Annotated in this window: 22 protein-coding genes and 1 tRNA gene; 5 read left to right on the top strand and 18 right to left on the bottom strand. The window is 64.9% G+C overall.

Going from position 1 to position 21884, the window contains the following annotated elements:
* Nucleotides 1-48 precede the first annotated feature (48 nt).
* The 5 genes from ABFX23_RS01050 to ABFX23_RS01030 form a co-directional block, all read right to left on the bottom strand.
* A complete protein-coding gene (locus tag ABFX23_RS01050; RefSeq protein ID WP_346031284.1) occupies nt 49-1404 on the bottom strand; it encodes an MFS transporter in 1356 nt (451 codons plus the stop codon).
* A 168-nt stretch (nt 1405-1572) separates the two neighbouring features.
* Nucleotides 1573-2379, bottom strand: a complete 807-nt coding sequence (locus ABFX23_RS01045; RefSeq protein WP_346031283.1) for a DUF2059 domain-containing protein — start codon at nt 2377-2379, stop codon at nt 1573-1575.
* 17 nt (nt 2380-2396) lie between these two features.
* Nucleotides 2397-3815 carry a phosphoglucomutase/phosphomannomutase PgmG gene (pgmG, locus tag ABFX23_RS01040; protein WP_346031282.1) on the bottom strand — a complete coding sequence of 473 codons (1419 nt, stop codon included), beginning with the start codon at nt 3813-3815 and terminating at the stop codon, nt 2397-2399.
* A gap of 38 nt (nt 3816-3853) precedes the next feature.
* The gene (locus ABFX23_RS01035) at nt 3854-4138 is read right to left on the bottom strand and encodes a J domain-containing protein (protein ID WP_346031281.1); all 285 of its coding nucleotides are present in this window, start codon (nt 4136-4138) and stop codon (nt 3854-3856) included.
* A 6-nt stretch (nt 4139-4144) separates the two neighbouring features.
* Nucleotides 4145-4975, bottom strand: a complete 831-nt coding sequence (locus ABFX23_RS01030; protein ID WP_346031280.1) for a division plane positioning ATPase MipZ — start codon at nt 4973-4975, stop codon at nt 4145-4147.
* Nucleotides 4976-5044: 69 nt separating this feature from the next.
* Between ABFX23_RS01030 and panC the strand changes: the two genes are divergently transcribed.
* Together panC and ABFX23_RS01020 are read left to right on the top strand one after the other, a co-directional pair.
* Nucleotides 5045-5902, top strand: coding sequence for a pantoate--beta-alanine ligase (panC, locus tag ABFX23_RS01025; RefSeq protein WP_346031279.1), 858 nt, complete (start codon nt 5045-5047; stop codon nt 5900-5902).
* A 2-nt stretch (nt 5903-5904) separates the two neighbouring features.
* The gene (locus ABFX23_RS01020) at nt 5905-6288 is read left to right on the top strand and encodes a nuclear transport factor 2 family protein (RefSeq protein ID WP_346031278.1); all 384 of its coding nucleotides are present in this window, start codon (nt 5905-5907) and stop codon (nt 6286-6288) included.
* Between the two features lie 59 nt (nt 6289-6347).
* On the opposite strand, the gene ABFX23_RS01015 is transcribed toward ABFX23_RS01020, so the two are convergent.
* The 9 genes from ABFX23_RS01015 to pepN form a co-directional block, all read right to left on the bottom strand.
* Nucleotides 6348-6421, bottom strand: a tRNA-Gly gene (locus ABFX23_RS01015).
* Nucleotides 6422-6463: 42 nt separating this feature from the next.
* Nucleotides 6464-7093: an OmpA family protein gene (locus ABFX23_RS01010; protein ID WP_346031277.1), complete on the bottom strand. Its 630-nt coding sequence runs from the start codon at nt 7091-7093 to the stop codon at nt 6464-6466.
* A gap of 11 nt (nt 7094-7104) precedes the next feature.
* A complete protein-coding gene (locus ABFX23_RS01005) occupies nt 7105-8958 on the bottom strand; it encodes a cation:proton antiporter (protein WP_346031276.1) in 1854 nt (617 codons plus the stop codon).
* Between the two features lie 98 nt (nt 8959-9056).
* On the bottom strand, nt 9057-9593 hold the full coding sequence (locus tag ABFX23_RS01000; RefSeq protein WP_346031475.1) for an adenine phosphoribosyltransferase: 537 nt from the start codon (nt 9591-9593) through the stop codon (nt 9057-9059).
* A gap of 29 nt (nt 9594-9622) precedes the next feature.
* Nucleotides 9623-10477 (bottom strand): cytochrome c1, encoded by an 855-nt coding sequence (locus tag ABFX23_RS00995; protein WP_346031275.1) that lies wholly within the window; start codon nt 10475-10477, stop codon nt 9623-9625.
* A 29-nt stretch (nt 10478-10506) separates the two neighbouring features.
* On the bottom strand, nt 10507-11799 hold the full coding sequence (locus ABFX23_RS00990; RefSeq protein ID WP_346031274.1) for a cytochrome b: 1293 nt from the start codon (nt 11797-11799) through the stop codon (nt 10507-10509).
* 16 nt (nt 11800-11815) lie between these two features.
* Complete coding sequence (gene petA, locus ABFX23_RS00985) at nt 11816-12400, bottom strand: ubiquinol-cytochrome c reductase iron-sulfur subunit (protein WP_346031273.1); 585 nt, start codon at nt 12398-12400, stop codon at nt 11816-11818.
* A 216-nt stretch (nt 12401-12616) separates the two neighbouring features.
* The gene (pgeF, locus tag ABFX23_RS00980) at nt 12617-13312 is read right to left on the bottom strand and encodes a peptidoglycan editing factor PgeF (protein ID WP_346031272.1); all 696 of its coding nucleotides are present in this window, start codon (nt 13310-13312) and stop codon (nt 12617-12619) included.
* Complete coding sequence (gene pepN, locus ABFX23_RS00975) at nt 13305-15959, bottom strand: aminopeptidase N (protein ID WP_346031271.1); 2655 nt, start codon at nt 15957-15959, stop codon at nt 13305-13307. The genes pgeF and pepN overlap by 8 nt, the downstream gene beginning before the upstream one ends.
* A 54-nt stretch (nt 15960-16013) precedes the next feature.
* Between pepN and ABFX23_RS00970 the strand changes: the two genes are divergently transcribed.
* Nucleotides 16014-16796 (top strand): Rossmann-fold NAD(P)-binding domain-containing protein, encoded by a 783-nt coding sequence (locus tag ABFX23_RS00970; RefSeq protein ID WP_346031270.1) that lies wholly within the window; start codon nt 16014-16016, stop codon nt 16794-16796.
* On the opposite strand, the gene ABFX23_RS00965 is transcribed toward ABFX23_RS00970, so the two are convergent.
* Complete coding sequence (locus tag ABFX23_RS00965) at nt 16779-17771, bottom strand: DMT family transporter (RefSeq protein ID WP_346031269.1); 993 nt, start codon at nt 17769-17771, stop codon at nt 16779-16781. The genes ABFX23_RS00970 and ABFX23_RS00965 overlap by 18 nt on opposite strands.
* The gene (locus ABFX23_RS00960) at nt 17768-18763 is read right to left on the bottom strand and encodes a threonine aldolase family protein (protein ID WP_346031268.1); all 996 of its coding nucleotides are present in this window, start codon (nt 18761-18763) and stop codon (nt 17768-17770) included. Before ABFX23_RS00960 ends, ABFX23_RS00965 begins: the two co-directional genes overlap by 4 nt.
* A 50-nt stretch (nt 18764-18813) precedes the next feature.
* Between ABFX23_RS00960 and ABFX23_RS00955 the strand changes: the two genes are divergently transcribed.
* Nucleotides 18814-19110, top strand: coding sequence for a GNAT family N-acetyltransferase (locus ABFX23_RS00955; RefSeq protein WP_346031267.1), 297 nt, complete (start codon nt 18814-18816; stop codon nt 19108-19110).
* 195 nt (nt 19111-19305) lie between these two features.
* Nucleotides 19306-19743 (top strand): PRC-barrel domain-containing protein, encoded by a 438-nt coding sequence (locus ABFX23_RS00950; RefSeq protein ID WP_346031266.1) that lies wholly within the window; start codon nt 19306-19308, stop codon nt 19741-19743.
* Nucleotides 19744-19803: 60 nt separating this feature from the next.
* Here the strand turns inward: ABFX23_RS00950 and ABFX23_RS00945 are convergent, their stop codons facing one another.
* The gene (locus tag ABFX23_RS00945; RefSeq protein ID WP_346031265.1) at nt 19804-21384 is read right to left on the bottom strand and encodes a PH domain-containing protein; all 1581 of its coding nucleotides are present in this window, start codon (nt 21382-21384) and stop codon (nt 19804-19806) included.
* A complete protein-coding gene (locus ABFX23_RS00940) occupies nt 21381-21854 on the bottom strand; it encodes a PH domain-containing protein (protein ID WP_346031264.1) in 474 nt (157 codons plus the stop codon). Before ABFX23_RS00940 ends, ABFX23_RS00945 begins: the two co-directional genes overlap by 4 nt.
* Between the last annotated feature and the right edge of the window lie 30 nt (nt 21855-21884).

The following is a 21884-nucleotide window of genomic DNA, read 5'->3' as shown; positions in this document are numbered from 1 at the left end:
GCGTTCGCCCTTCGCCCCGGTTCCGTCAACCGGCCAGTTGACGCGCGCCTAATTCACGCGAGGGGCAGGTCCCTCACCCTGCGGCAGTCCTTCCGCCACTTCGTGCTGCGCGCGGTTCTCTCCCGGGAACGTCACCAGCACAGCGATCACCAGAACCACCGCCCAGGTTGCCGCCAGCGACCAGTAGAACCATTGCGGATTGCCTGCCCCCGCGGTCTCCGCCGCCAGCCACGCGCCCATCGGGCGGCCGAAATTCCCGCTCGCCATGTAGATGGTGAACTGCGTTGCCGCGACGGCGGGGCTGCACAGCCGCATGGCCATCGTGATGCCGGCGATGAAGTAGAAGATCTGCATCAGCTCCATCGCCACCATGAAGCCGACAAGCACGCGCGAATCCGACCAGTGGTCTTGCGCAAAGCCCATCGCCGTCATGGCCACCATGCCCACCAGCAGGCAGTAGACGACAGTCCGCTGCGCCCCGATCTTCTCGACCAGCCAGCCGCCCGCCACGAGGCCCAGGACCCCCGCGATGAAGCCCATGGTGGAGATGAAGCTGGTGTACTCGGTCAGTTCCCAGCCGCCGGTTTCCTGGAACAGCACCGGATGGAAAGCCTCGAACCCGCCCCACGGAACGGCACGCGCCAGGATCAGCGGCACGAACAGCAGGCTGATCGGCATGACGATGGCGCGAAATGAGTTCTTCAGCAGCGGCCACCACGCCTCCACCTGGATGTCGAGATTGCGCGGATGGCTTGTCCCGCTGGTCCACGGCAGTTGGCGCTCTCCCGGGCGTTCGCGGATGACCACGCCGTAAAGCATCACCAGGCCCGGCACGATGCCTGCGATCGTCAGGCACACGGCGATGCCGTAGCTGGCAAGCAGCCAGCCGCCCACTGCCGTAGTCGCGGCAATACCGATCAACTGCGCACCGCCCATCACGCCGCCTGCGTGGGCCCGCTCCTCCTCCGGCATGATGTCTACGGCGAGGCTGTCTATCCCCACGTCCTGGAACGTGACCGCGGCATTGGCGGCAAAGCCCAGGACCGAGAGCAGCATGACATCGCTCGCCTCCGGATAGGCCACCGCGCCTGCCAGCAAGGCGAGGACGATGCAGCCTTGCGCTCCGATGATCCACACGCGCCGCCTGCCCATCGGCAGAAAGGTGTAGCGATCGATGAGGAAGCCATTGATAATCTTGAGCGACCAGGGAAGCGCCGAGATGCCGACGACCGAAGCAATCTCCGCCGTTCCGCTGCCGTTCGCGGCCATCCAGGTCGGCACGGCATAAAAAAACAGTCCGACGGGAAAGCCCTGCGTAAAGTAAAACAGCAGGAGAGTTAGCAGCCGTAGCAGCTTGTTCTCAGTCAATACGAGGCTGAAGCCTGCGGGTGCTGTTGTCGCCATCGATTCCCCCCGGAACTGGCGAAAGTATGACTTATTTTCATCGCTTGTCGAGCCGCAGGCACAAGGCACTGTATTCGCGGGAACTCTCTTTGTTCAAGAGCCATCGAGGGCTGCGTCGGGGAACGACGGGCCCCAGACAATCGCTCGCGCCGGCGATACGTTTCGCTGCTACATACCTCCTTCGTGCATCTGGGGGGCAGCGGCCATGCCGTCGCGCAGTTCGGCCTTGGAGAGGCCCGTCAGCGCCATCACCCGCGCCTGTTCGTCCGACGAGAGTTCGTCGAAACCGCGAGCCGCGGGAACATCGGCCAGCGCCTGCTCCATCTTGGCGGGCATTTCGCCAATCGCGCCGAACACCACTTCGGGGTTGGAGAACATGACCGACATGATCCTGGGATCGCCTGCCATGGCGTAGGACTGGCGCGCAAAGCGAAGGCCGCTGGGGGTGGAGAAGAACGCGTCGATATCGGCAAGTTCGGTCTCGTCGAAATGGATCGCGTAAAGCTCTGCCATCACATCGCGCATCAGCGGCTCCATCGCGGTCATCATCTCGGTCATCATCGTCTGCGTTATCGTGGCCGAAACCTCGTTACGCTCGCGCCACGCGGGATCGACAATGGCGAGTATCTCTTCGCTTGCTTCATCGTCCACGGCCAGTTCCTCGGCGGAATAGCCAAGCGCGCCAAACATGGCGGCGCCCGTGTCGGCATTGGCCATTTCCATGATCGGGCCAAGCATCCTGTCGAAGGTGGAACCCATCACTTCCATCACCGCGCCTTCGGGCATCACCCTGGCGACGATCTGTGAGGCGAGCGGCAGGCGGGCCTCCTGCTCCTGCGTCAGCGGTTCGACTTCGAACATGGCGGCAAAGGCGGCAAATTCGTCAGCTCCCGGCTCCTGCTGCGCCGTGGCGGAGGCAGGCATCAGGGCGATGGTGGCAGCGCCGCAAAGCGCGATCAGAGACTTGCGAACCATACCTGTCATCTCCTTCCTCAGTGCCCCACGCTCTCGCCGCGTTCGAGGCCGCTCAGCGCCAGTTGCTCGTCGATCTGCCTGAGCAGCCGCTCCAGTCCTGCCTCGCTGTCGCTCTCGGCGCGGGCGACCAGCACGTCCTGCGTGTTGGAGGCGCGCAGCAGCCACCAGCCGTCATCGGTGGTCACGCGCACGCCGTCGGTGGTGTCGGCCACCGCGTCGCTGGCGGCAATGCGATCGGCGATCTCGCCGATGGCGGCGAACTTGCGGCTCTCGTCCACCTGGAAACGCAATTCGGGCGTGTTGAGCATGGCCGGCATATCGCCGCGCAGCTGCGTCACCGACTTGCCCAGCCTTGCCGCTGCTGCGATCAGGCGCACGCCGGCATAAAGCGCATCGTCGAAGCCGTAGTAATCGTCGGCAAAAAACACGTGTCCGCTCATTTCACCCGCCAGCGGCGAGGAAATTTCTTTCATTTTGGACTTAATCAGAGAGTGCCCGGTCTTCCACATCAGCGGCTTCCCGCCGTGCCTTTCCACGGCCTCGAACAGCGCGCGGCTGGCCTTTACATCGGCGATAATCGTGGCGCTAGGTAGTCTTCCGAGGAGGTCCTCGGCGTAAATCATCAGTAGTTGATCCCCCCAGATGATCCGGCCTTCGCCGTCGATCGCGCCGATCCGGTCGCCGTCGCCGTCGAATGCCACTCCGAAGTCGAGGTTCTTCTCGGCGACAAGCTTCGCGAGGTCGGCAAGGTTGGCCTCGACAGTGGGATCAGGATGATGATTGGGAAAATTACCGTCGACGTCAGTGAACAGCAGGTGGTGCTCTCCCGGAAGGCGCTGCGCGAGGAGTTCCAGCGCAGGCCCGGCCGCGCCGTTGCCGGCGTCCCAGCCGACTTTCAGGCTCGCCAACGAGGCCGTGTCCACCCCCGCGAGTGCAGCCAGGAGACGCTCGACATACTCTTCCAGGATGTCGACGCTCTCGACGCGCCCCGCACCGTCCAGCCAGTCGCCCCCGGTGCCAAGTTCCCCAAGCCGGGCGATATCGGCGCCGAAGAACGGCCTTCCCCGAAATACCATCTTGAAGCCATTGTAATTGGCGGGATTGTGGCTGCCAGTTATCTGAATGCCGCCCTGTACATCTTCGGCTGAGGCTTCCGCGTAATAGAGCATCGGCGTCGGTCCCATGCCGATCCGCCGCACGTTGCAGCCACTGGAGGTAAGGCCTTCCACCAGAGCATGTTCCAGCATCGGTGAACTGACGCGGCCATCGTAGCCGACGGCCACCATCGGCGCGTCCTCGCCCTCTCCCAGGTCGCGGCGCAGCAGCGTACCGAACCCGCGCCCGATGGCCCGCGCATCGTCGGCGCCCAGCGTTTCCCCGATGATGCCGCGAATGTCGTATTCGCGCAGCACGGTGGGATCGAAAGTGTGTGTCATTACAGCTCCTTGGGGTTCCGGAGAACCTAGCGCAGCGGTTATTGTCTGTCGTCAGGCAATTGCGCCAGCAACAGGTCACGCGCGGCATTCGCCTCGTGCACCTGTGCGCTGGTGCCGCCCCGGTCAGGGTGGACCATCGCGACAAGCCGCTTATGCGCGGCAATTATGTCAGTTCTGCTGGCAAATCGGGAGACGCCCAGCACCTTGCGCGCATTTTCCATCGCCTGATCGTGGGCAGACACCTTCGGCTGCCACGGCCAGCGCTTGAACAGGAAATAATAGAGCAGGATCACCGCCCCGATGATGACGATGACCTTGCCCATGACGGATCAGGCGGGCTCGGCCACGGGGGTCGTCACCGGCTTGCTCGGCGCATCCTCGCGTTCGGGCACGCGCAGGTTGAGGTTGCCGATCAGGTTGCGCAGTTCCTGCCGCGCGACGAGGTGGCTGGTGCCCAGCTCACCCAGGTGCCCCTTGTCCAGCAGCGTGAGGCCCGAGGGGAACAGTTCGCGGTAGATCACGCGTTCCGAGAGGCCCTGCACCGCGCGGAAGCCCACGCGCTTGGACAGCTCTGTCAGTGCCTCGTCGATGCGGCGCTGGTTGCGCGCGTCGGTGTAGCCGGTGCGGTTGCGTACGACGACCCAGTCCATCTCGCGCTTCTGCTGCTCGATCGTGGCGCGGCTGCGCTTGATGCGCGCTTCCCAGATCAGTTCGGCGTAGAAGCTCAGCTTGCGGACCTTGAAACTCTCCGCCTCCACCTGTCCGATCAGGTCGAAATCGACGAAGCTGTCGTTCATCGGCGTCACCAGCGTATCGGCGCTGGCGGCCACGTGGCGGGCGAAGGGGTCGTCACGGCCGGGCGTGTCGAACAGAAGGAAATCCATCCCCTCGCCGATGCGCGCGGCCTCTGCCTCCAGCGCCTCCACGCTGTCGCCGTGGCACACGTCGAACACCGGGCCCGGCAGGGCCACGTCGCGGCGGCGCTGGGTTTCGGCGCGGTTCTCGCAATAGCGGTAGAAGGTGCGCTGGCGCACGTCGAGATCGAGCGCGGCGACTTTCGCCCCCTGGTAGGCGAGCGCCACGGCAACGTGCACGGCGGTGGTGCTTTTCCCGGTGCCGCCCTTTTCGTTGGCGAAGACGATACGATGCGGGGCAGTCACGAGCGGGCTTTCTCCATATGGCGAGTGACGCTAGGCCAGTGGACACCAGTCTACCGGAGCCTCGCGCCCATGCAAACAGTCACCACCCTGCCCCACCTGCGCCAAGCTGTGGATGAATTGCGTGCGCGCGACTCGAAACGGGACACCCTGGCGCTCGTCCCGACGATGGGCGCGCTGCACGAGGGACACCTGACACTGGTGCGCGAGGCGGCCAGGCTGGCCGATCACGTGGCGGTTTCCATCTTCGTGAACCCGCGCCAGTTCGGCCCCAACGAGGACCTGGATGCCTATCCGCGCCAATTGGCAGAGGATTCCGCCAAGCTGAAGGCGGAAGGCGTGGCCTTGCTGTGGGCACCGGGGCCGGAGGCGATGTATCCGCAGGGCTACGCCACCAATATCAGCGTGTCGGGCGTCAGCGACGGGCTGTGCGGGGCGGATCGTCCCGGCCATTTCGACGGCGTGGCGACGGTGGTGTGCAAGCTGTTCAACCAGGTGCGCCCCGATGTGGCGCTGTTCGGGGAGAAGGACTGGCAGCAACTCGCCGTCATCCGCCGCATGGCGCGCGACCTGGACCTGACGCAGCCGCACGTTGACGCGATCCACGGCGTGCCCATCGTGCGCGATCCCGATGGCCTGGCGATGAGCAGCCGCAACGCCTACCTCTCGCCCGAGCAACGCGCTGCTGCGGCCACCCTGCCGCGCGCGATGGACGAGGCGATTGCCCGCATCCGCGACGGACAGGAGGCAGCGCCCACGCTCGCCATGCTGGAGGACGAATTGCTCGGCGCTGGATTTTCCAGCGTGGACTACGCCGAATTGCGCGATGCCGACTCCATCGCCTTGCTGGACGGCGATAATGGTAATGCCCGCCTGTTCGTCGCTGCGCGCATCGGCGGCACCCGGCTTATCGACAACAAGGCGGTATAAGCATGACCGAAGACGATTTCCGCGCTTACGTGGATGCTTTCAACCGCGCCGATTTCGATGGCTTCGGGCGCTTTTACGCAGACGACGTCGTGTTCGAACTGGGCAGTCGCAAACGGATAGAAGGGCGCGAGAACATCCTCGCCTTCTATCGCCAGGTGCGTGCGCACCTCGACGAACATATCGAGTTGCGCGGCGTCCTGATCGGGGCGCGCAACGTCGCCATGTATTGCCGCACCACGTTCACCACGCTGGTTGACTGGCCGGATTACGAATTCGGCGCGACAGTGAAAGGCGACGTGCGCGAGGTGGAGACCATCGCCTGGTACGAGCTGGACGAGAGCGGCAAACGTTTCACCCATATTCGCGGCGGGCGGTTCAAGCCGTGAATGCGCAGTCGCGCTACGGTGGATCAGGCGTGGCGCGATGCGAAAGTGAAGGAAGAAGCTGGAGCGGGTAGCGGGAATCGAACCCGCATAACCAGCTTGGAAGGCTGGGGCTTTACCACTAAGCTATACCCGCTTGGCTCCGTTCGCCGCGCTTGCCACCGGAGCGGGGCTTTCGTCAAGCGTCCTGATCGGCAGTCGCGCTCTCGTCCTCGGTTTCGGACGCCTCATCTTCAGGCGGAGCGATGCGAATCTCGACCCTGCGGTTGGCGCGGCGGCCTTCTTCATTGGGGCTTCCATCGGGCAGGGCGTTGGGTTCGATCGGGTTCTGTTCGCCGAACGCGATCACCTCGATCCGGTCGTCATCCACGCCGCGCTCCACCAGCCATGCCGCAACGGCCTCTGCCCGCGCCCGCGAAGCGCGCAGGTTGGCCTGGTCGTTACCGCCCGAATCGGTGTGTCCGGCGAGGATCACCGGCCAGTCCTCCTCGATTGCGCGGCGTTCCATCAACCCGGCGAGCCTGCGTTCGACGGCTGCGCTGATGTCCGTTCCGTCCGGGAACGGCAACGTCAGTTCGACCGGCTGCACGGGCAGTTCGATATCTTCTGCCAGGGGGGCGGCGGCGTCGCGGATGATCGATGCTACCGGGGATGCGCTCTGGGAAGGCGTGGGAGTCGCGGTGCCGGCGGGCGCTTCGGCACCTTCCTGCGGAACGGGTTCTTCCGCTTCGCCATCGCGGCGCATTTCGCAAGCCGACAGCGTCAGCGCCAGGGCCAGGCTGCCAGCCAATGTAAGAAATGGTTTCATGTCCTGCATCCTCATGCGGGTTTCGGCTTCTGGCCGCCTTTGCCAGCCCGCTTGGCGGCCTGCTCTTCGGGCGTCTTGGTGCGCGGCGGCGAGTAGGAAATGATCGTGTCGCCCGGCTCCGGTTCGGGTGCGGAGGCGTGGGTGAAGAAGCGCATTTCGCCATCGGGTTCGATCAGCAGTAGCATGCTGGTCGCCTCGGGCAGGGTTTCGCGGGCATCGTCCACGTTGAACTTGTCGGAGAGCTTGGTGCGGCGGAACACCCAGCCCTCGTTCTGCCGTTGCTGCACGTCGTCCACGCCGAAGCCGGAGCGGAACAGCGAACGGCCACGCAGGCTGGCGGGAATGGCGCGGTGATCGTCGTCCGGCTCGCTCTCGCCGAGCTGGTAGACCCGGTCCGTCCCGATCTCCGGCGCGAATTCGGAGCACACGAGAGTGTTGTACGCCTCGTTATCCGTCGCAGCGATCAATGCCTGGTAGGGCGTGAGGTCGATATTGTGCTCGGTCGCCTCGTTCAGGATCTCGCCGTGATAGGTCGGCAGCCCGGCGGCCCGCGCGGGCTTCAGCCGCTGCCAGCTGGAATCGACGATCATCACTGGCGTATCCAGGTCGTGCATCTGTTTCGCCAGCGCCACGGTCCACGGCGTGCAGCCGACGATCAGCATGCCGGGCCTCGAGAAACCCTTCACCTTCAGCAGGCGCGCGACGAGATCGACGGTGAAGCCGTGGGCCACGATTGTCGTGACGACGACGGCAAAGCTGAGGCCGACGAGGATAGTGCCGTCGGCATAGCCAAGGTCCTCCAGCCTGAGGGCGAACAGACCGCAGATGGCCACCAGCACGATGCCGCGCGGGGCAATCCAGGCCAGGAACAGCCGCTCGTTCCAGGGCACGTCGGAGAACAGCAAGCTGAGCAGCACCGTGGCCGGACGGACGAGGAACAGGAGGGCGAGCAGGAACAGGCCGAACTGCCATTCGAATTGCCGCAACTGTTCGATGTCCAGTCCTGCCGAGAGCAGGATGAAGATGCCCGAGACCAGCAGCACGGCGATGTTCTGCTTGAAGGGGTGGATGGATCGCAGCGACGAGACGTGCATGTTGGCAAGCGCGATCCCCATGACGGTTACGGCCAGCAGTCCCGCCTCATGCTCGATCTTGTTGCACAGCACGAATGTACCGACCACGGCGACAAGCAGGACGGGCACCTTGAGGAATTCGGGCACCAGTCCGCGCGGGAAGCTCCACGCGATCACATATGCCGCAGCAAAGCCGATGAGGCCGGAGATGCCCGCGGCAATGGCGATCTCGGGCACCACGTCGTAGGCGGTGCCTCCTCCTGTCGCGGTGCTGCGGAAATATTCATAGGCGATCACGGCGCACAGCGCGCCGAAGGGATCGTTGACGATGGCTTCCCACTTCAGGAGCGCAGCGGGCCGCTGCTGCACCGCGCTCTGCCGCAGAAGGGGGATAACGACGGTAGGGCCGGTGACGACGAGAATACCGGCGAACAGGATGGCGACGGGCCAGACGAGGCCAGCGACGTAGTAGCCCGCCAGCGAGCCGAAGAACCATCCCAGCGGCACGCCAAAGACAACGAGGCGCCACACGCCGCCGCCGTACTTGCGGAATTCACGGAAATCGAGGCTCAGGCCGCCTTCGAACAGGATCAGGGCCACACCGATGGAAATCATCGGCTCCAGCAGGTCGCCGAAGGCGCTTTCCGGATCCATGATGCCCAGCACGGGTCCGGCAAGGAAACCGGCCGCCAGCATCAGCACGATGGCAGGCCACCCTGTTCGCCAGGCAACCCATTGCGCACCGATGCCAAGAACACCGACGAGCGCGATGACTAGCGCCTGTTCTTCCATCCGTCTCCTGCTTTCCTGATACCCCGTCTACAGATCAACAATGCGCGAGGCGACAAAGCTTTCCCACCGGGACCAAGGTCGGCCCCATGCGGGTTTGTTCAATGCCCGGCGAAATCGATGAGTGCGTGTGTCGTGATGCCTTCTTCCGCCAACGCCCCGGCCCCGCCAAGTTCGGGGAGGTCTATCACGAACAGCGCGTGGGAAACCTCCGCGCCCGCCCGGCGCAGAAGGCGAACGGCAGCCAGTGCGGTGCCTCCCGTGGCGAGGAGATCGTCCACCACCAGCACCTTGTCATCAGAACCGATGATCGAGGGGTCAAGCTCGACGCGAGCCTCGCCATATTCGAGCGCGTAGTCCTCGCCGATGCATTCAACCGGCAGCTTGCCCGCCTTGCGGATGGGCACGAAGCCCACGCCCAGGCGCAGGGCGAGCGCCGTGCCGAAGATGAAGCCGCGCGCCTCGATCCCGGCAACCTTGGTCGCGCCGAGGTCGGCGGCCATTCCGGCCAGCATGTCGACGGATGCAGAAAGCCCCTCACCGTGAGCGAGGAGCGTGGTGATGTCGCGGAACTGGATGCCCGAAGACGGAAAATCCGGGACCGTGCGCACGAGCTGCTTGAGCTCGTCGCGCGACAGTCCCGGACCGTGATCCGTCAAAAGGCTGCTCAGTCTTCACGGCGCGGCTTGGCGGCCGCCCAGATCTGCTTCTTCGCGAGCCATGCGAGGATGGTGGCGAAGAGCAGGAAGCCCAGCACCGGCCAGCCGGTCGCCTTGCGCTCGATCAGCTTGGGCTCTGCCGTCCAGGTCAGGAATGCCGAAACGTCCTGCGACATCTGCGAGATCGTGGCGTCGGTTCCGTCGGCATAGGTCACCTGGCCTTCGGTGGTGAGTGGCGGAGGCATGCCGATGACGAGCGAGGCGAAGTACGGGTTGTAGTAGCCGCCAGCGGGGATGGCGAAATCGGGGAACTGTTCGGCCAGTTCGGCCGGCGGTTCCTGATACCCGACCAGCAGGTTGTACATGTAGTCGCTGCCATGGTGACGCGCCTTGGTCATCAGCGAGAGGTCGGGCGGAATCTTGCCGCCGTTGGCAGCAGCCGCGGCTACGTCGTTGGGATAGGGCGAGGGGAAGTAGTCGGTCGGCAACGCCTGGCGCAGCTCGGCTTCGCCGGTGTCGGGGTTGACGCCGGGCACCATGTAGCTGGCGGCTTCCGCCTTCACCTGGGCTTCGGAATAGCCGAGCTCTTCGAGATCGCGGATGGCGACGTAATTCAGCGAGTGGCAGGCGGCGCACACTTCCTTGTAAACCTGGTAGCCGCGCTGCAGCTGGGCCAGGTCCCACTTTCCGAAAGGACCATCGAAGGAATAGCCGGCTTCGGGGCCGTGGCTCTCCTCGTGGAAGACGTACTCGGCGGTCGGGGCGACGTCCTCGGTCGCGGCGGTGTAGGCGCCGGTGACGAAGGCAAGCAGCACCACGAAGGTGAAGCCAAGACCGATCAGGATACCAACAAGGCGGATCATGTTTTTGTCTTTCCCTTAATCTCGGCTTTTCAGACTGCGGGCTCGGCGTTTTCGCCCAGCACGGCCTTCTTGTCGGAGCCCAGCACGGCCTCGGTGATGGAGAACGGCAGCGGATCGGGCCGTTCGATCGAGGAGATGATCGGCAGGATCACCAGGAAGTGCAGGAAGTAGTAGGCGGTCGCGATCTGGCTGATCATCACGTAGGGCTCTTCAGCCGGAGCGCCGCCGCAGTAGAACAGCACCGCCATGACCGGGATCAGGCCGAACCAGAAGAACTTGCGGAACAGCGGACGGTAGTGGCCCGAGCGAACCGGCGACTTGTCCAGCCACGGCAGGAAGAACCACACCAGGATCGAGCTGAACATGGCGAGCACGCCCCACAGCTTCGCAGGCAGGATGAAGTCGAAGGTGAACGCACGCAGGATCGCGTAGAACGGGTAGAAATACCATTCGGGCACGATGTGCGCAGGCGTAGAGAGCGGGTTCGCCTCGATATAGTTATCGGGGTGGCCCAGCTGGTTCGGCAGGAAGAACACGAATGCCATGAAGATAATCAGGGCCACGCCCAGGCCGAAGCCGTCCTTCGCGGTGTAATAGGGGTGGAACGGCAGCGTGTCGCTTTCGCTCTTCACTTCGACGCCGGTCGGGTTGCTGGAACCCGGGATGTGCAGCGCCCAGATGTGCAGGATCACGCAGCCCAGGATGACGAAGGGCAGCAGGAAGTGCAGCGAGAAGAAGCGGTTCAGCGCGGCGTTGTCCGGCGCGAAGCCGCCCAGCAGCCAGGTCTTCAGCGGCGGGCCGACCAGCGGGATGGCCTCGAACAGGCCGGTGATAACCTGCGCACCCCAGAAGCTCATCTGGCCCCACGGCAGCACGTACCCCATGAAGGCGGTGGCCATCATCAACAGGAAGATGGTGACGCCCAGCAGCCAGATCATTTCACGCGGCGGCTTGTACGAAGCGTAGAACAGGCCGCGGAAGATGTGGATGTAGACGACGACGAAGAAGAAGCTGGCGCCGTTGGCGTGCGTGTAACGCATCAGCCAGCCCCAGTTCACGTCGCGCATGATGTGCTCGACAGAGGCGAAGGCAACCTGCGTGTTGGCGGCATAGTGCATGGCCAGCACGACGCCAGTGACGATCTGCACCACCAGGAAGAACCCGGCAAGAACGCCGAAATTCCAGAAGTAGGAGAGGTTGCGCGGCACCGGATAGCCTGCGCCCACGGCGTTGTAGACGAGGCGCGGCAGCGGAAGCTTCTCGTCGAGGAACTTCGTGACGCCGTTCTGCGGCTGGTATTCCTTGGCCCAGGGAAAGCTCATGTTCTTCTCTCTCGCCTCAGCCGATCACGATGGTCGTGTCGGACGTGAATTGATACTCGGGCACGGCCAGGTTGGTCGGTGCCGGACCTTTGCGGATGCGCGCGGCGGTGTCGTAGTGCGAACCGTGGCACGGGCAGAAATACCCGCCGAACTCGCCCTTGTTCTCGCCTTCCTGCGCGCCCAGCGGGACGCAGCCGAGGTGGGTGCACACGCCCATCACGACGAGGATGTTGCCGTGGCCGGGCTGGGTGATTTCGTCCAGCGTCGCCGGATCGCGCAGCGAGGAGACGTCGACCGCGTTGGCCTCGTCGATCTCGCGCTGCGTCAGGTGACGGACGAAGACAGGCTGCTTGCGGAAGACGGCCTTGATCGACTGGCCGGCCTCCAGCGTGGAGATGTCCAGCTCGGTCGTGCTCTCGGCCAGCACGTCTGCCGACGGGGCCATCTGGCTGACCAGCGGATAGACCACGGCGAGACCGCCCACGCCTGCCGCGGAAACGGCAGCGATGTTGATGAAATCGCGGCGACGAACGCCGTCGCCGTCTTCGACTGCGCCGGTCACTTCCGGAGTCGCTTCAGCATTGCCAGTGGTGGATGCCATACCCTTGCCTTGCCTGTCGCTGCCGGAAATCCCTTGGAACAAAGTCCCGGCGGCGAAAAGATTCGTCCAAAAAAGCCGCACGACGAACCGTTGCCGGGCGGCGGCTTGGCGCGGCTGATAGACGAGCAATGCCGCGCTGCCAACCCGCCTTTTAGCGGTAATGTGACAAGCGGCCCACTGGCGGCCCGGCGGCACTCCGGATTGAGGCGCTCGCGCCTAACCCGGCCCCTGACCCGGAAGGGCGATGAGTGAAACCTGGCGGCCGGTGGTCGGTTCCCCGCGATGGGTCGCACGGCGATAGGAATGGAACCGGCGCGCGGCGGCGTAAGTGTCCATTTCCAGCGGGCAGATCGACGCGATTCCCGCAGACAGGAGCCGCGCCGCGACGACGCCTTCGAGGTCGAAATGCCACTTTCCCGGTCCGGTCGCTTCGAAAAACCGGTGTTCGGCCGCGGCAAAATTCGCCCGCATGTCCGCGCCCACCTCGTAACTGTCCTGCGCGATACACGGACCGATGGCTGCGGCGATCCGGTCGCGCTGCGCGCCCAGCTCTTCCATCCGGGCGACCGTCGCCTCGATCACGCCGCTTTGCGCTCCGCGCCAGCCCGCGTGGGCGGCGCCGATCACGCCTGCGGCTTCGTCAGCCAGCAGGATCGGCGCGCAGTCGGCGGTGACGATGGCCAGCGCGAGGCCGGGCGTGGCCGTGGCCATGCCGTCGACCTCGGGCCGGTCGCTCTCGGCCAGGGGCTTGCTCACCGCAATCGCATCGGCAGAATGCACCTGCTTGACGAACACCACGTCCGCCCCGCCCACTGCAAGGCCGTGCGCATGGGCATCGCTCTGCGCGGCATCGAGGAAGCCGTGCGGGAGCGCAATATTCTCCGCGCGGATGACCTTTGCCGGGTTACCCAAGGCTGCGGCTCACCTGTTCGTAGGTATCGCGCGAGAGCTTTGGCGCTGCGGCGATCCGTTCGAGCTGCGCTTTCATCATGGCCGAACGCTTCGGCTCGATCCGCCGCCAGCGGCCCAGTTGCGGCACGAAACGCGCCGCCGTTTGCGGATTGATCGGGTCGAGCGCCAGGATCACGTCGGCCACCAGCTTGTATCCCTCGCCGTCCTCGGCGTGGAAAGCGTGCGGGTTGTAGGCAAAGGCCATGTAGAGCGAGCGCACGCGGTTGGGGTTCTTCATCGTGAACTGCGGGTGGTCCGCCAGCGCCTTCACATGCTCCAGCACATCGGGGTGCATCGAACTTGCCTGCAGGGTGAACCACTTGTCCACCACCAGCGCATTGCCCTTGTAGCGGTTGTAGAAGTCGAGCAGCGCATCGGTCCGCTCGATGCCGGACATGCCGGCAAGCACCATCAGCGCGCCCTGCCGGTCGGTCATGTTGTCCGCGCCCGAATATTGCGACCACGCGAGATCGCGCCCGCGATCCGCGTTGCCTGCCGCGAGATAGAGCAGCGCCTGCGTCTTCACCTTGCGCGCGCCGCGGGCCTCTGCCGAAAGGCTGTAGGGCACGGCGGAAGCACGGGTGTGCAGGGCGGCAAATTCCTCTTCCAGCGCAGAGCCGATGGCAGCGCGCAGGGCCTGGCGTTCCGCATGGATGCGCCCCGGATCGGCGACCAGCATGGTCTCGGCAAGATAGGTCTCGGTCGGCAGGACCAGCAGTTCGCCGCGCATCAGGTCATCGAGCGATTCGTCGGCCAGCACTGCACGGAAAGCCCCGGCAATGGCCTCGCGCGCCTCGGCCCGGTCAGCATCGTCCAGTTCGCCCTCGACGGCCTGCTTGAGATGCCGGACAACGAGATCCTGCAAGGCCTCGTACCGCGCGAAGGGGTCGTCGTCGTTGGCAGCGAGGAAAACGAGGTCTTCAGCGGGAATGTCGCGCTCTATGGTAACGGGCGCGGAGAAGCCGCGGTTGATCGAGAGGACGGGCTTTTCGACAAAACCCGAGAAGGTGACGCTGTCTTCCGCCTTGTCGAGTATCACGAGTTCCTCGCCCTTATGCTGGCCGTTTGCCCGGTCGAACAGGGCCACTTTCAGCGGGATCGGCATCGGCTGCTTGTCGGGCTGGCCCGGCGTTGCGGGCACGACCTGCGACAGGCGCAGCGTGGCCGTGTCGCCTTCGTGCTCAACCCGGACGGAAACCCTCGGCGTGCCGGCCTGCGAGTACCACAGGCGGAACTGCTTGAGATCCAGCCCCGCGCCGTCCTCGATCGCCTTGACGAAATCCTCGCAGGTCGCGGCCTCGCCGTCATGGCGCTCGAAGTAGAGGTCCGTGCCTTTGCGGAACCGTTCCGGCCCGCACATCGTCCGCATCATGCGAATGACTTCGGCGCCCTTGTTGTAGACCGTGGCGGTGTAGAAATTGCTGATCTCGCGGTAGCTGTCGGGCCGGATCGGGTGCGCCAGCGGGCCGCTGTCTTCCGGGAACTGCGCCCCGCGCAGCACGCGCACATCCTCGATGCGCTTGACCGGCTCGCTGCCCATGTCCTGCGAGAACAGCTGGTCGCGCAGCACGGTGAAGCCCTCCTTCAGCGAAAGCTGGAACCAGTCGCGGCAGGTCACGCGGTTGCCCGACCAGTTGTGGAAGTATTCGTGCGCGATCACGCCTTCCACGCCGTCGAAATCGCCATCGGTTGCGGTGTCCTCGTCCGCCAGCACGTATTTCGTGTTGAACACGTTGAGGCCCTTGTTCTCCATCGCGCCCATGTTGAAATCGGACACGGCGACGATGTTGAACAGGTCGAGATCGTATTCCCGGCCGAATGTCTCCTCGTCCCACTCCATGCTCTTCTTGAGCGATTCCATCGCGTGGCCCGTGCGATCCAGGTCGCCCTCGCGCACGTAGATGTTCAGCGTGACTTCGCGCCCGCTCATGGTGGTGAAGCTGTCGGTGTTGGCGACGAGTTGGCCTGCCACCAGTGCGAACAGGTAGCTCGGCTTCGGCCAGGGATCGTGCCACTCGGCCCAGTGCGTGTCGTCGTCGTTCTTGCCGCTCGCTTCGAGGTTGCCGTTGCACAGCAGGACCGGGAATGTCTCCGCATCGCCGGTCATCCGCACGCGGTAGGTCGAAAGCACGTCGGGCCTGTCCGGGAAGAAGGTAATGCGGCGGAAACCTTCCGCCTCGCACTGGGTGCAAAGCATCCCGTCGGAGGCATAGAGCCCCATGAGCTGGGTGTTGGCCGAGGGGTCGATCTCGGTCGCCACGGCGATCTCGTGCGCGTCGCCGGGCAGCGTCACCAACAGGTCGTCGCCGTCCATCGTCCAGCTGTTCGACATCTCGCCGTCGACTTTCACCGACAGCACTTCCAGCCCGTCGCCGTTGAGGCGGATCGTTGACGAGTGATCGGCCTTGGCATTTCGCGCCACCGTCAGCGTGGAGACCACGCGTGTCGCATCGAGGCCGAGATCGAAATCGAGAGCCACCTCGGGCACCAGCCACGGGAACGGCCGGTAATCCTCGCGCCGGATGGTCGGCGGTTCGTGCGGGCTGGGTGCGGCATCCGCGAGTTCGGGGTTGCCGTCGGGCGTCGAGGGTGTGCGGGCGATATCCATGATGATTGACCTAATTTTCTTCCGTTGCCGCGTCGAGTGGTTAGAACGCACGAGATGGCGCATCTGTTCATATTCGGGCTCGGCTATAGTGCCAAACGCATTGCGGCCTCGGCAAAGACTGCGGGATGGACCGTTTCCGCAACCGGATCGGACGGCGATGTGGACTTCGCCGATCGCGACTCGGTGCTGGCGACGCTGGAGCGGGCGAGCCATGTCCTCTCCTCCGTTCCGCCCGACCGGGAAAGCGGACTTGACCCGGTGCTGGATAGCTACGGCGATGCACTAGGCGGGCACTGGCTCGGCTACCTGTCCTCCACCGGCGTCTACGGCGATGCGCAAGGCGCGTGGGTGGACGAGGCTTCGCCCACCGGCGACGGAAGGCGCACCGCGCGAGCCGAATGCGATGCGGACTGGCTGGAGCGCGGCGCGCGGGTGTTCCGCCTGCCGGGCATCTACGGGCCGGGGCGCAGCGCCTTCGACCGCATCAGGGCGGGCAAGGCACACCGGATCGACCTGCCCGGCCAGGTGTTCAGCCGGGTCCACGTGGACGATATCGCCAGCGGCGTGATGGCGGCGCTGGAGAGCGACGCACCGCCGGGTGCCTACAATCTGTCCGACGATCTCCCATGCAGCCAGAATACGCTGATCGAATTCGCCTGTGAACTGTTGCAGGTCGAACCGCCGCCGCTCCAGACCATCGAGGAAGCGGGCCTCTCTCCAATGGCGCGCGGCTTCTATGCCGAGAACCGCCGTGTCGCGAACGGCAAGGCGAAGCGGATTCTGGAGTGGGAGCCTTCCTATCCCACCTATCGCGAAGGGCTACTCGCCCTGCTCTGAAGGCGCATCGTGACGAAGGCGCGCCGATTGCTGGACCTGCACGCCCTTCTGCTTCCTCGCCCGGAGCGCCAGCACCATGCCGATGACGGCCAGCACCATCCCGCTCGCGGTCAGCCACGTCCACTTGTAACCCTCGAACAGGGTCGACAGCAGCATGGCGACGGAGATGGTGATGATCGAATTGTAGGCCGCGCGGCCCGCACCGATCTCGCGCACCAGATTGTAGTGCAGCGGGAATGTCACCACCGACCCTATCAGCGCGAGGTAGACAATGCCGCCCCAGTAGGCCGCACCGGTCGGCAGCGGCGGCGGTCCGGCTGTTATCCAGGCAAAGGCAAGGTCGAACACCGTGCCGTAGAGCATGGCCCAGGCCAGCAGGCTTACCATCGGTACGCCGCGGCCGGTGGGGTTGGCCTGGATCACATTGGCGACCGATGCGGCAAGGATGCCGATCACCGCCAGCACGATACCCAGCCCCACGTTGCCGCCGATCACGCCCGCATCGGGATTGGCCTGCCATTCGTGCCACAGCAGGAACGACACGCCGACGATGGCGACCGCGCTGCCGAGGATGAAGCCGCCCTGCACGCGCTCGCCCAGGAAGATACGGGCGAATAGCGCGTTGGGCACCATCAGCAGGCCGAACATCATCGCGACGATGCCGGAAGTGACGTAAAGCTCCGAGTGATAGACAAAGAGGAAATTGCCGCTGAACTGCGCGATCCCCACGCCCAGCGCCAGCACCTGCTCGGGCCGGGTCAGCCGCAGGCGCCGCTTCATCAGCATGGCGACAAGGAAGAGCGCGGGTGTGGCGAGCGCGAAGCGGTAGAACACCGACCACGCGGCAGGCACGCCGTCGATCTGCCCGGTGATGACGAACCACGTCGAACCCCAGATCGTGCCGGTCAGCACGAAGGGCACGATCACGCGCCAGCTCAGGATACCGGCCTGGATCGGGTTGGGGGCGGCGCTCACAGCGAAGCGATGGCCTTGCCCAGCGCGCGCGCGTGGTCGTGATCGGTGGCCCAGTGCGTCACCAGGCGCACGCAGGTGTCGTCCCAGTCGTAAAACGAGAAGCCCTGCGCGCGCACCGCGGCACGTTCTTCGGCACTCATTGTAACGAACAGCTCGTTGATCTGGGCGGGGTAGACCAAGCGCTCGCCTGCCGCCTGTGCGATGATGGCCGCCGCTTCGTTGGCGGCGCGGGCGTTTTCCAGCCACAGGTCGTCATCCAGCATGGCGTGGATCTGCGCGGCGAGGAAGCGGCCCTTGCTTTGCAGGTGCCCGGCGCGCTTGCGGCGGAAGCGGATCATGTCGGCCTTTTCGGTGTCGAACAGGATCATGGCCTCGGCCCCCATCCCGCCGTTCTTCACGAAGCCGAAGCTGAGCGCGTCGACCGGACCTGCCACTTCGGCAGGGGACATATCGAGGAAGGCGCAGGCGTTGCCGAAGCGCGCGCCGTCCATGTGCAGGCCAAGGCCGTGCTCTTTCGCAAGGGCGCCGATCGCCGCCAGCTCGTCGGGCGCGTAGCAGAGCCCGTATTCGCTTGCCTGCGTGATGGAGACGGCCTGCGCCGGAACCTGGTGCACACCGCGCGTGATGCCGGACAGCACCTCGGTGATCGAGCCAGCCGTCAGCTTCGCGCCCGCGCCGCTCGCCAGCAACAGCTTCGCGCCGTGCAGGTAGAAGCCGGGCGCGCCGCATTCGTCCATCTCGATGTGCGCTTCCTCGTGGCAGACGACGCCGCCGTGGGGATCGACCATCGTGGCGAGCGCAAGGCAGTTCGCCGCCGTGCCGGTCGCCACCCACAGCGCCGCGCACTCGCGCCCGAACATCGCGGAAAACCGCGCGTCCAGCTCCCGGCTGAGCGCATCGGTATCGTAAGGGGTGTCGGGCGCATCGGCAGCGCGCATCGCCTCCCACAGCTTGGGATGGACGGGCGCTGCATTGTCGGACAGGAACTGCATCGCGGAACGCCATGGCCGTGGGCGGCGTTCAGCGCAAGAAGGAGAAATTCATGGCGAAGATCGAAGTCACCGATGAAACCACTCACGGCGCCTACCGCGTGGACGTGGAGGGCAGCGATCGCCCGGCGGAGCTGACGTGGAAAGCGCGCGGCGAGGCGCGCATTGCAGACCACACCTTCACTCCGCCCGCCGCGCGCGGGAAGGGCATCGCTTTCGACCTCGTCGAATTCATGGTGCAGGACGCACGCGACAAGGGTTTCACCATCGTGCCGCAGTGCCCCTATGTCGCGGTGCAATTCCGCAAGCACCCCGAATGGGCCGACGTGCGCGCCGATATCGAGAGCTGACACCGGACCTCACGGCTGCCATTGAAAAATCAGGATTTTTCGGAACATTGGCGGTCCCGCCCTCGTTGGTCTGGTATGAATGCCGGTGGCACCGGCGGCTCGCGCCCCGCACGAGAGCGGGTTGAAGCGAAAGTTCGCCGATCTTCCACAAACCGAAAAAATCGTGCCGCCGGTTCGACCAAGAGGAGAGAGCCAATGGCACACGACCAGCAGATGCAGAACAGAACGACCTATTCCGATGCCGAGCTCGAACGAAGAAGCCAGTTCGACCGCTCCCGCCCGCTCGAACGAGACGAGACGAACGACCTGATTTCCTCGGACAAGGTGGAAGGGACCGCAGTCTATTCGACCGATGGCGAGAAGCTGGGCACCATCGATCACCTGATGATCGGCAAGCGCTCAGGCCGCGTCGAATATTCGGTAATGAGCTTTGGCGGATTCCTGGGCATCGGCGAGCAGTATCATCCCGTTCCGTGGGACGCGCTCGACTATGACACGAGGCGCGGCGGCTATATCGTCAACATCGACAAGGGCCGCCTGAAGGACGCGCCTTCCTATGGCCGTAACGATCAGCCCGAGTTCGACCGGGACTATGGGGAGAACGTCTACGCCTATTACGGCGTGATGTACTGATCCTCGTCATCACCACTGACAAAGCGACAGGCTCCGGTGCGAACCGGGGCCTTTCGCATTTCAGCGCGGCAGTTTCGCGAAATCGACGGCGGCGATGGACTCCAATGCCGCAGCGCGCATCTCGCGCGCATCCTCCAGCGACAGGCCGGGAAAGGCGAGGCGGCCACCCGCCAGGCCGAAGCGCAATGTGCAATAGCCGCGCCAGCGTGCCAGCGGGTTCTGGCTGATCTCCACCGAATGCAGCTTCACCCTGCTGGCTATGCGATAGCCCGGTGCCAGCCAGCCGCGGCGCGAGAGCACCTGCTGCGGGTCCAGCGCGTGTCGCACGAACCGCCAGCGATAGTATTCGCCCGCGGCCAGGAAGGCGGCGAGGCCTAGGAGGAGCACGGTCAATACCCAGTGGCCCTGCAAGGCGAAGACAATCGCCGCAACGACGGGCACGAATGCGAACATCACGGCCCTGTCGAAGTAGTAATCCTCGCTCGCCCTTCGCCAGTCGGCGCTGTCGTCGGGCAGGGAGAAACCCGCCTCGCGCGCGATGGGGGCGATCTCCTCCATCTGCGCGAAAGGTGCCACGTCGTGATTCGCGCCGCCCGCATCCTGCGCCAGGCTGATGAAGGAAAGACCGTGCCAGCCGAACCGGCGACGCAGCCAGCCGGTCTTCACCACCAGTGCCTGCACCCGGTGCACCGGCATCACCACGTCGGTCTTCGTCAGCAGCCCGCGGCGGCGGCGAAAGCCCTTTGGCGTGCGCTCCAGCCGGAATTCCCAGTCGCGCACAAAGGTGCGCACCACGCCGCTGGCCATGCCCACCACGACTACGGCCCCCACGGCATAGAGGATGGCGAGAACCTGCGCGACAGTGCTGTACCCGTTCACCAGTTCGCCCGCCTCGGCGATACGGTCGTCGCGGAAGATATCGGCGATGTATTCCCAAAGGTCGAACGGCAGCAGGAATTCCAATTGCTGCAAGGCGCCCAGCAGCACCGCGAAGACCACCAGCGAGAAGTTGAACAGGCCGAACAGGAACAGCCGTTTCGTATCCATCGCGAACAGCGTTCGCCCGGCGGGCTCGGCTACCGGCTGGCTGGCTTCCCCTGCATCGCCGGGCGTTGCCGGTTTCGCCGCCTCGCCGTCCACCAGGGCCCGCACCGTCTCGCGCAGTTTCTCGCCTTCGGCTTCGGATACGTAGGAAAGCTTCAGCTCTTCCTTGCCGCCCGCCCCGGTCTCGAATTTCACTTCGACAAGGCCCAGCAGGCGCGGGATCAGCTTCTGTTCGAGGCTCACGTCCTGGATGCGTTCGTAGGGAACCGAGCGGGCGGAGCGGCTGATGATGCCCTGCTCTACCCGCACGTCCGTCTCGCCAACGCGGTAACGCAGCCGCCGCCACGATAGCCACGCGCCCAGCAGGTTGATGCCGATGATCGCGCCCAGGATCGGGACGAAGAACGGTGCGATCGCCGCCAGCCCCTCGCTGTCGGGTTCGCTGGAGGCGGCGCCATACAGCACGGCGATGGCCGGAATGATGGCCTGCGCCAGCGTGCGCGCCATCTGCACCATCATGGTGAGCGGATTGACGCGCTGCCATTCGTCAATTTCGACGTCCGGCGTTACCGGAGGCTCCAGAGCGCCCTCGCTCACAGCGATTCGCGTTTCACGTGCTGGCGGATTTCCTCGCGCATCGCCACGGCATCGGCGTGCCGCAGGCCCGGCAGCGTTACCGACGAATTGTGCGTGCCCGCCGTATGCAGGATCAGCCGGGAAATCCCGAACGCGCGCTCCAGCGGTCCCTGCTCCACGTCGAGATGCTGCACACGGCTGAACGGCACGACGGTATCGGCATGGAACATCACCCCCTTCACCACTCGCAGCCTGTCATCGCTGATATGGTAGCCGCGGCTGCGATAGCGCTTCATCGGGATCAGCAGCACCATCACCAGCGCCACCAGCAGCGGCACGATCATCGGCGCCCACGTCCACGGGGCCGGAAGCGCGCCGGCCACGCCCATGACCAGCGCAGCGATCAGGAACGGCAGGACCGTGAGCGTGCCTTCGATGCGCATGACCGTGGCATAGGCCGGATCGAGCTTGGTGAGCGGTTCGGTGTCCATGAGGGTGACTTATACGGGTGATACACCGTT

The organism is Erythrobacter westpacificensis (genome assembly GCF_039542285.1).
Classification (GTDB): domain Bacteria; phylum Pseudomonadota; class Alphaproteobacteria; order Sphingomonadales; family Sphingomonadaceae; genus Alteraurantiacibacter; species Alteraurantiacibacter westpacificensis.
The sequence above is the reverse complement of the archived record's forward strand: the minus strand, read 5'-3'. Positions and strand labels throughout refer to the sequence as shown.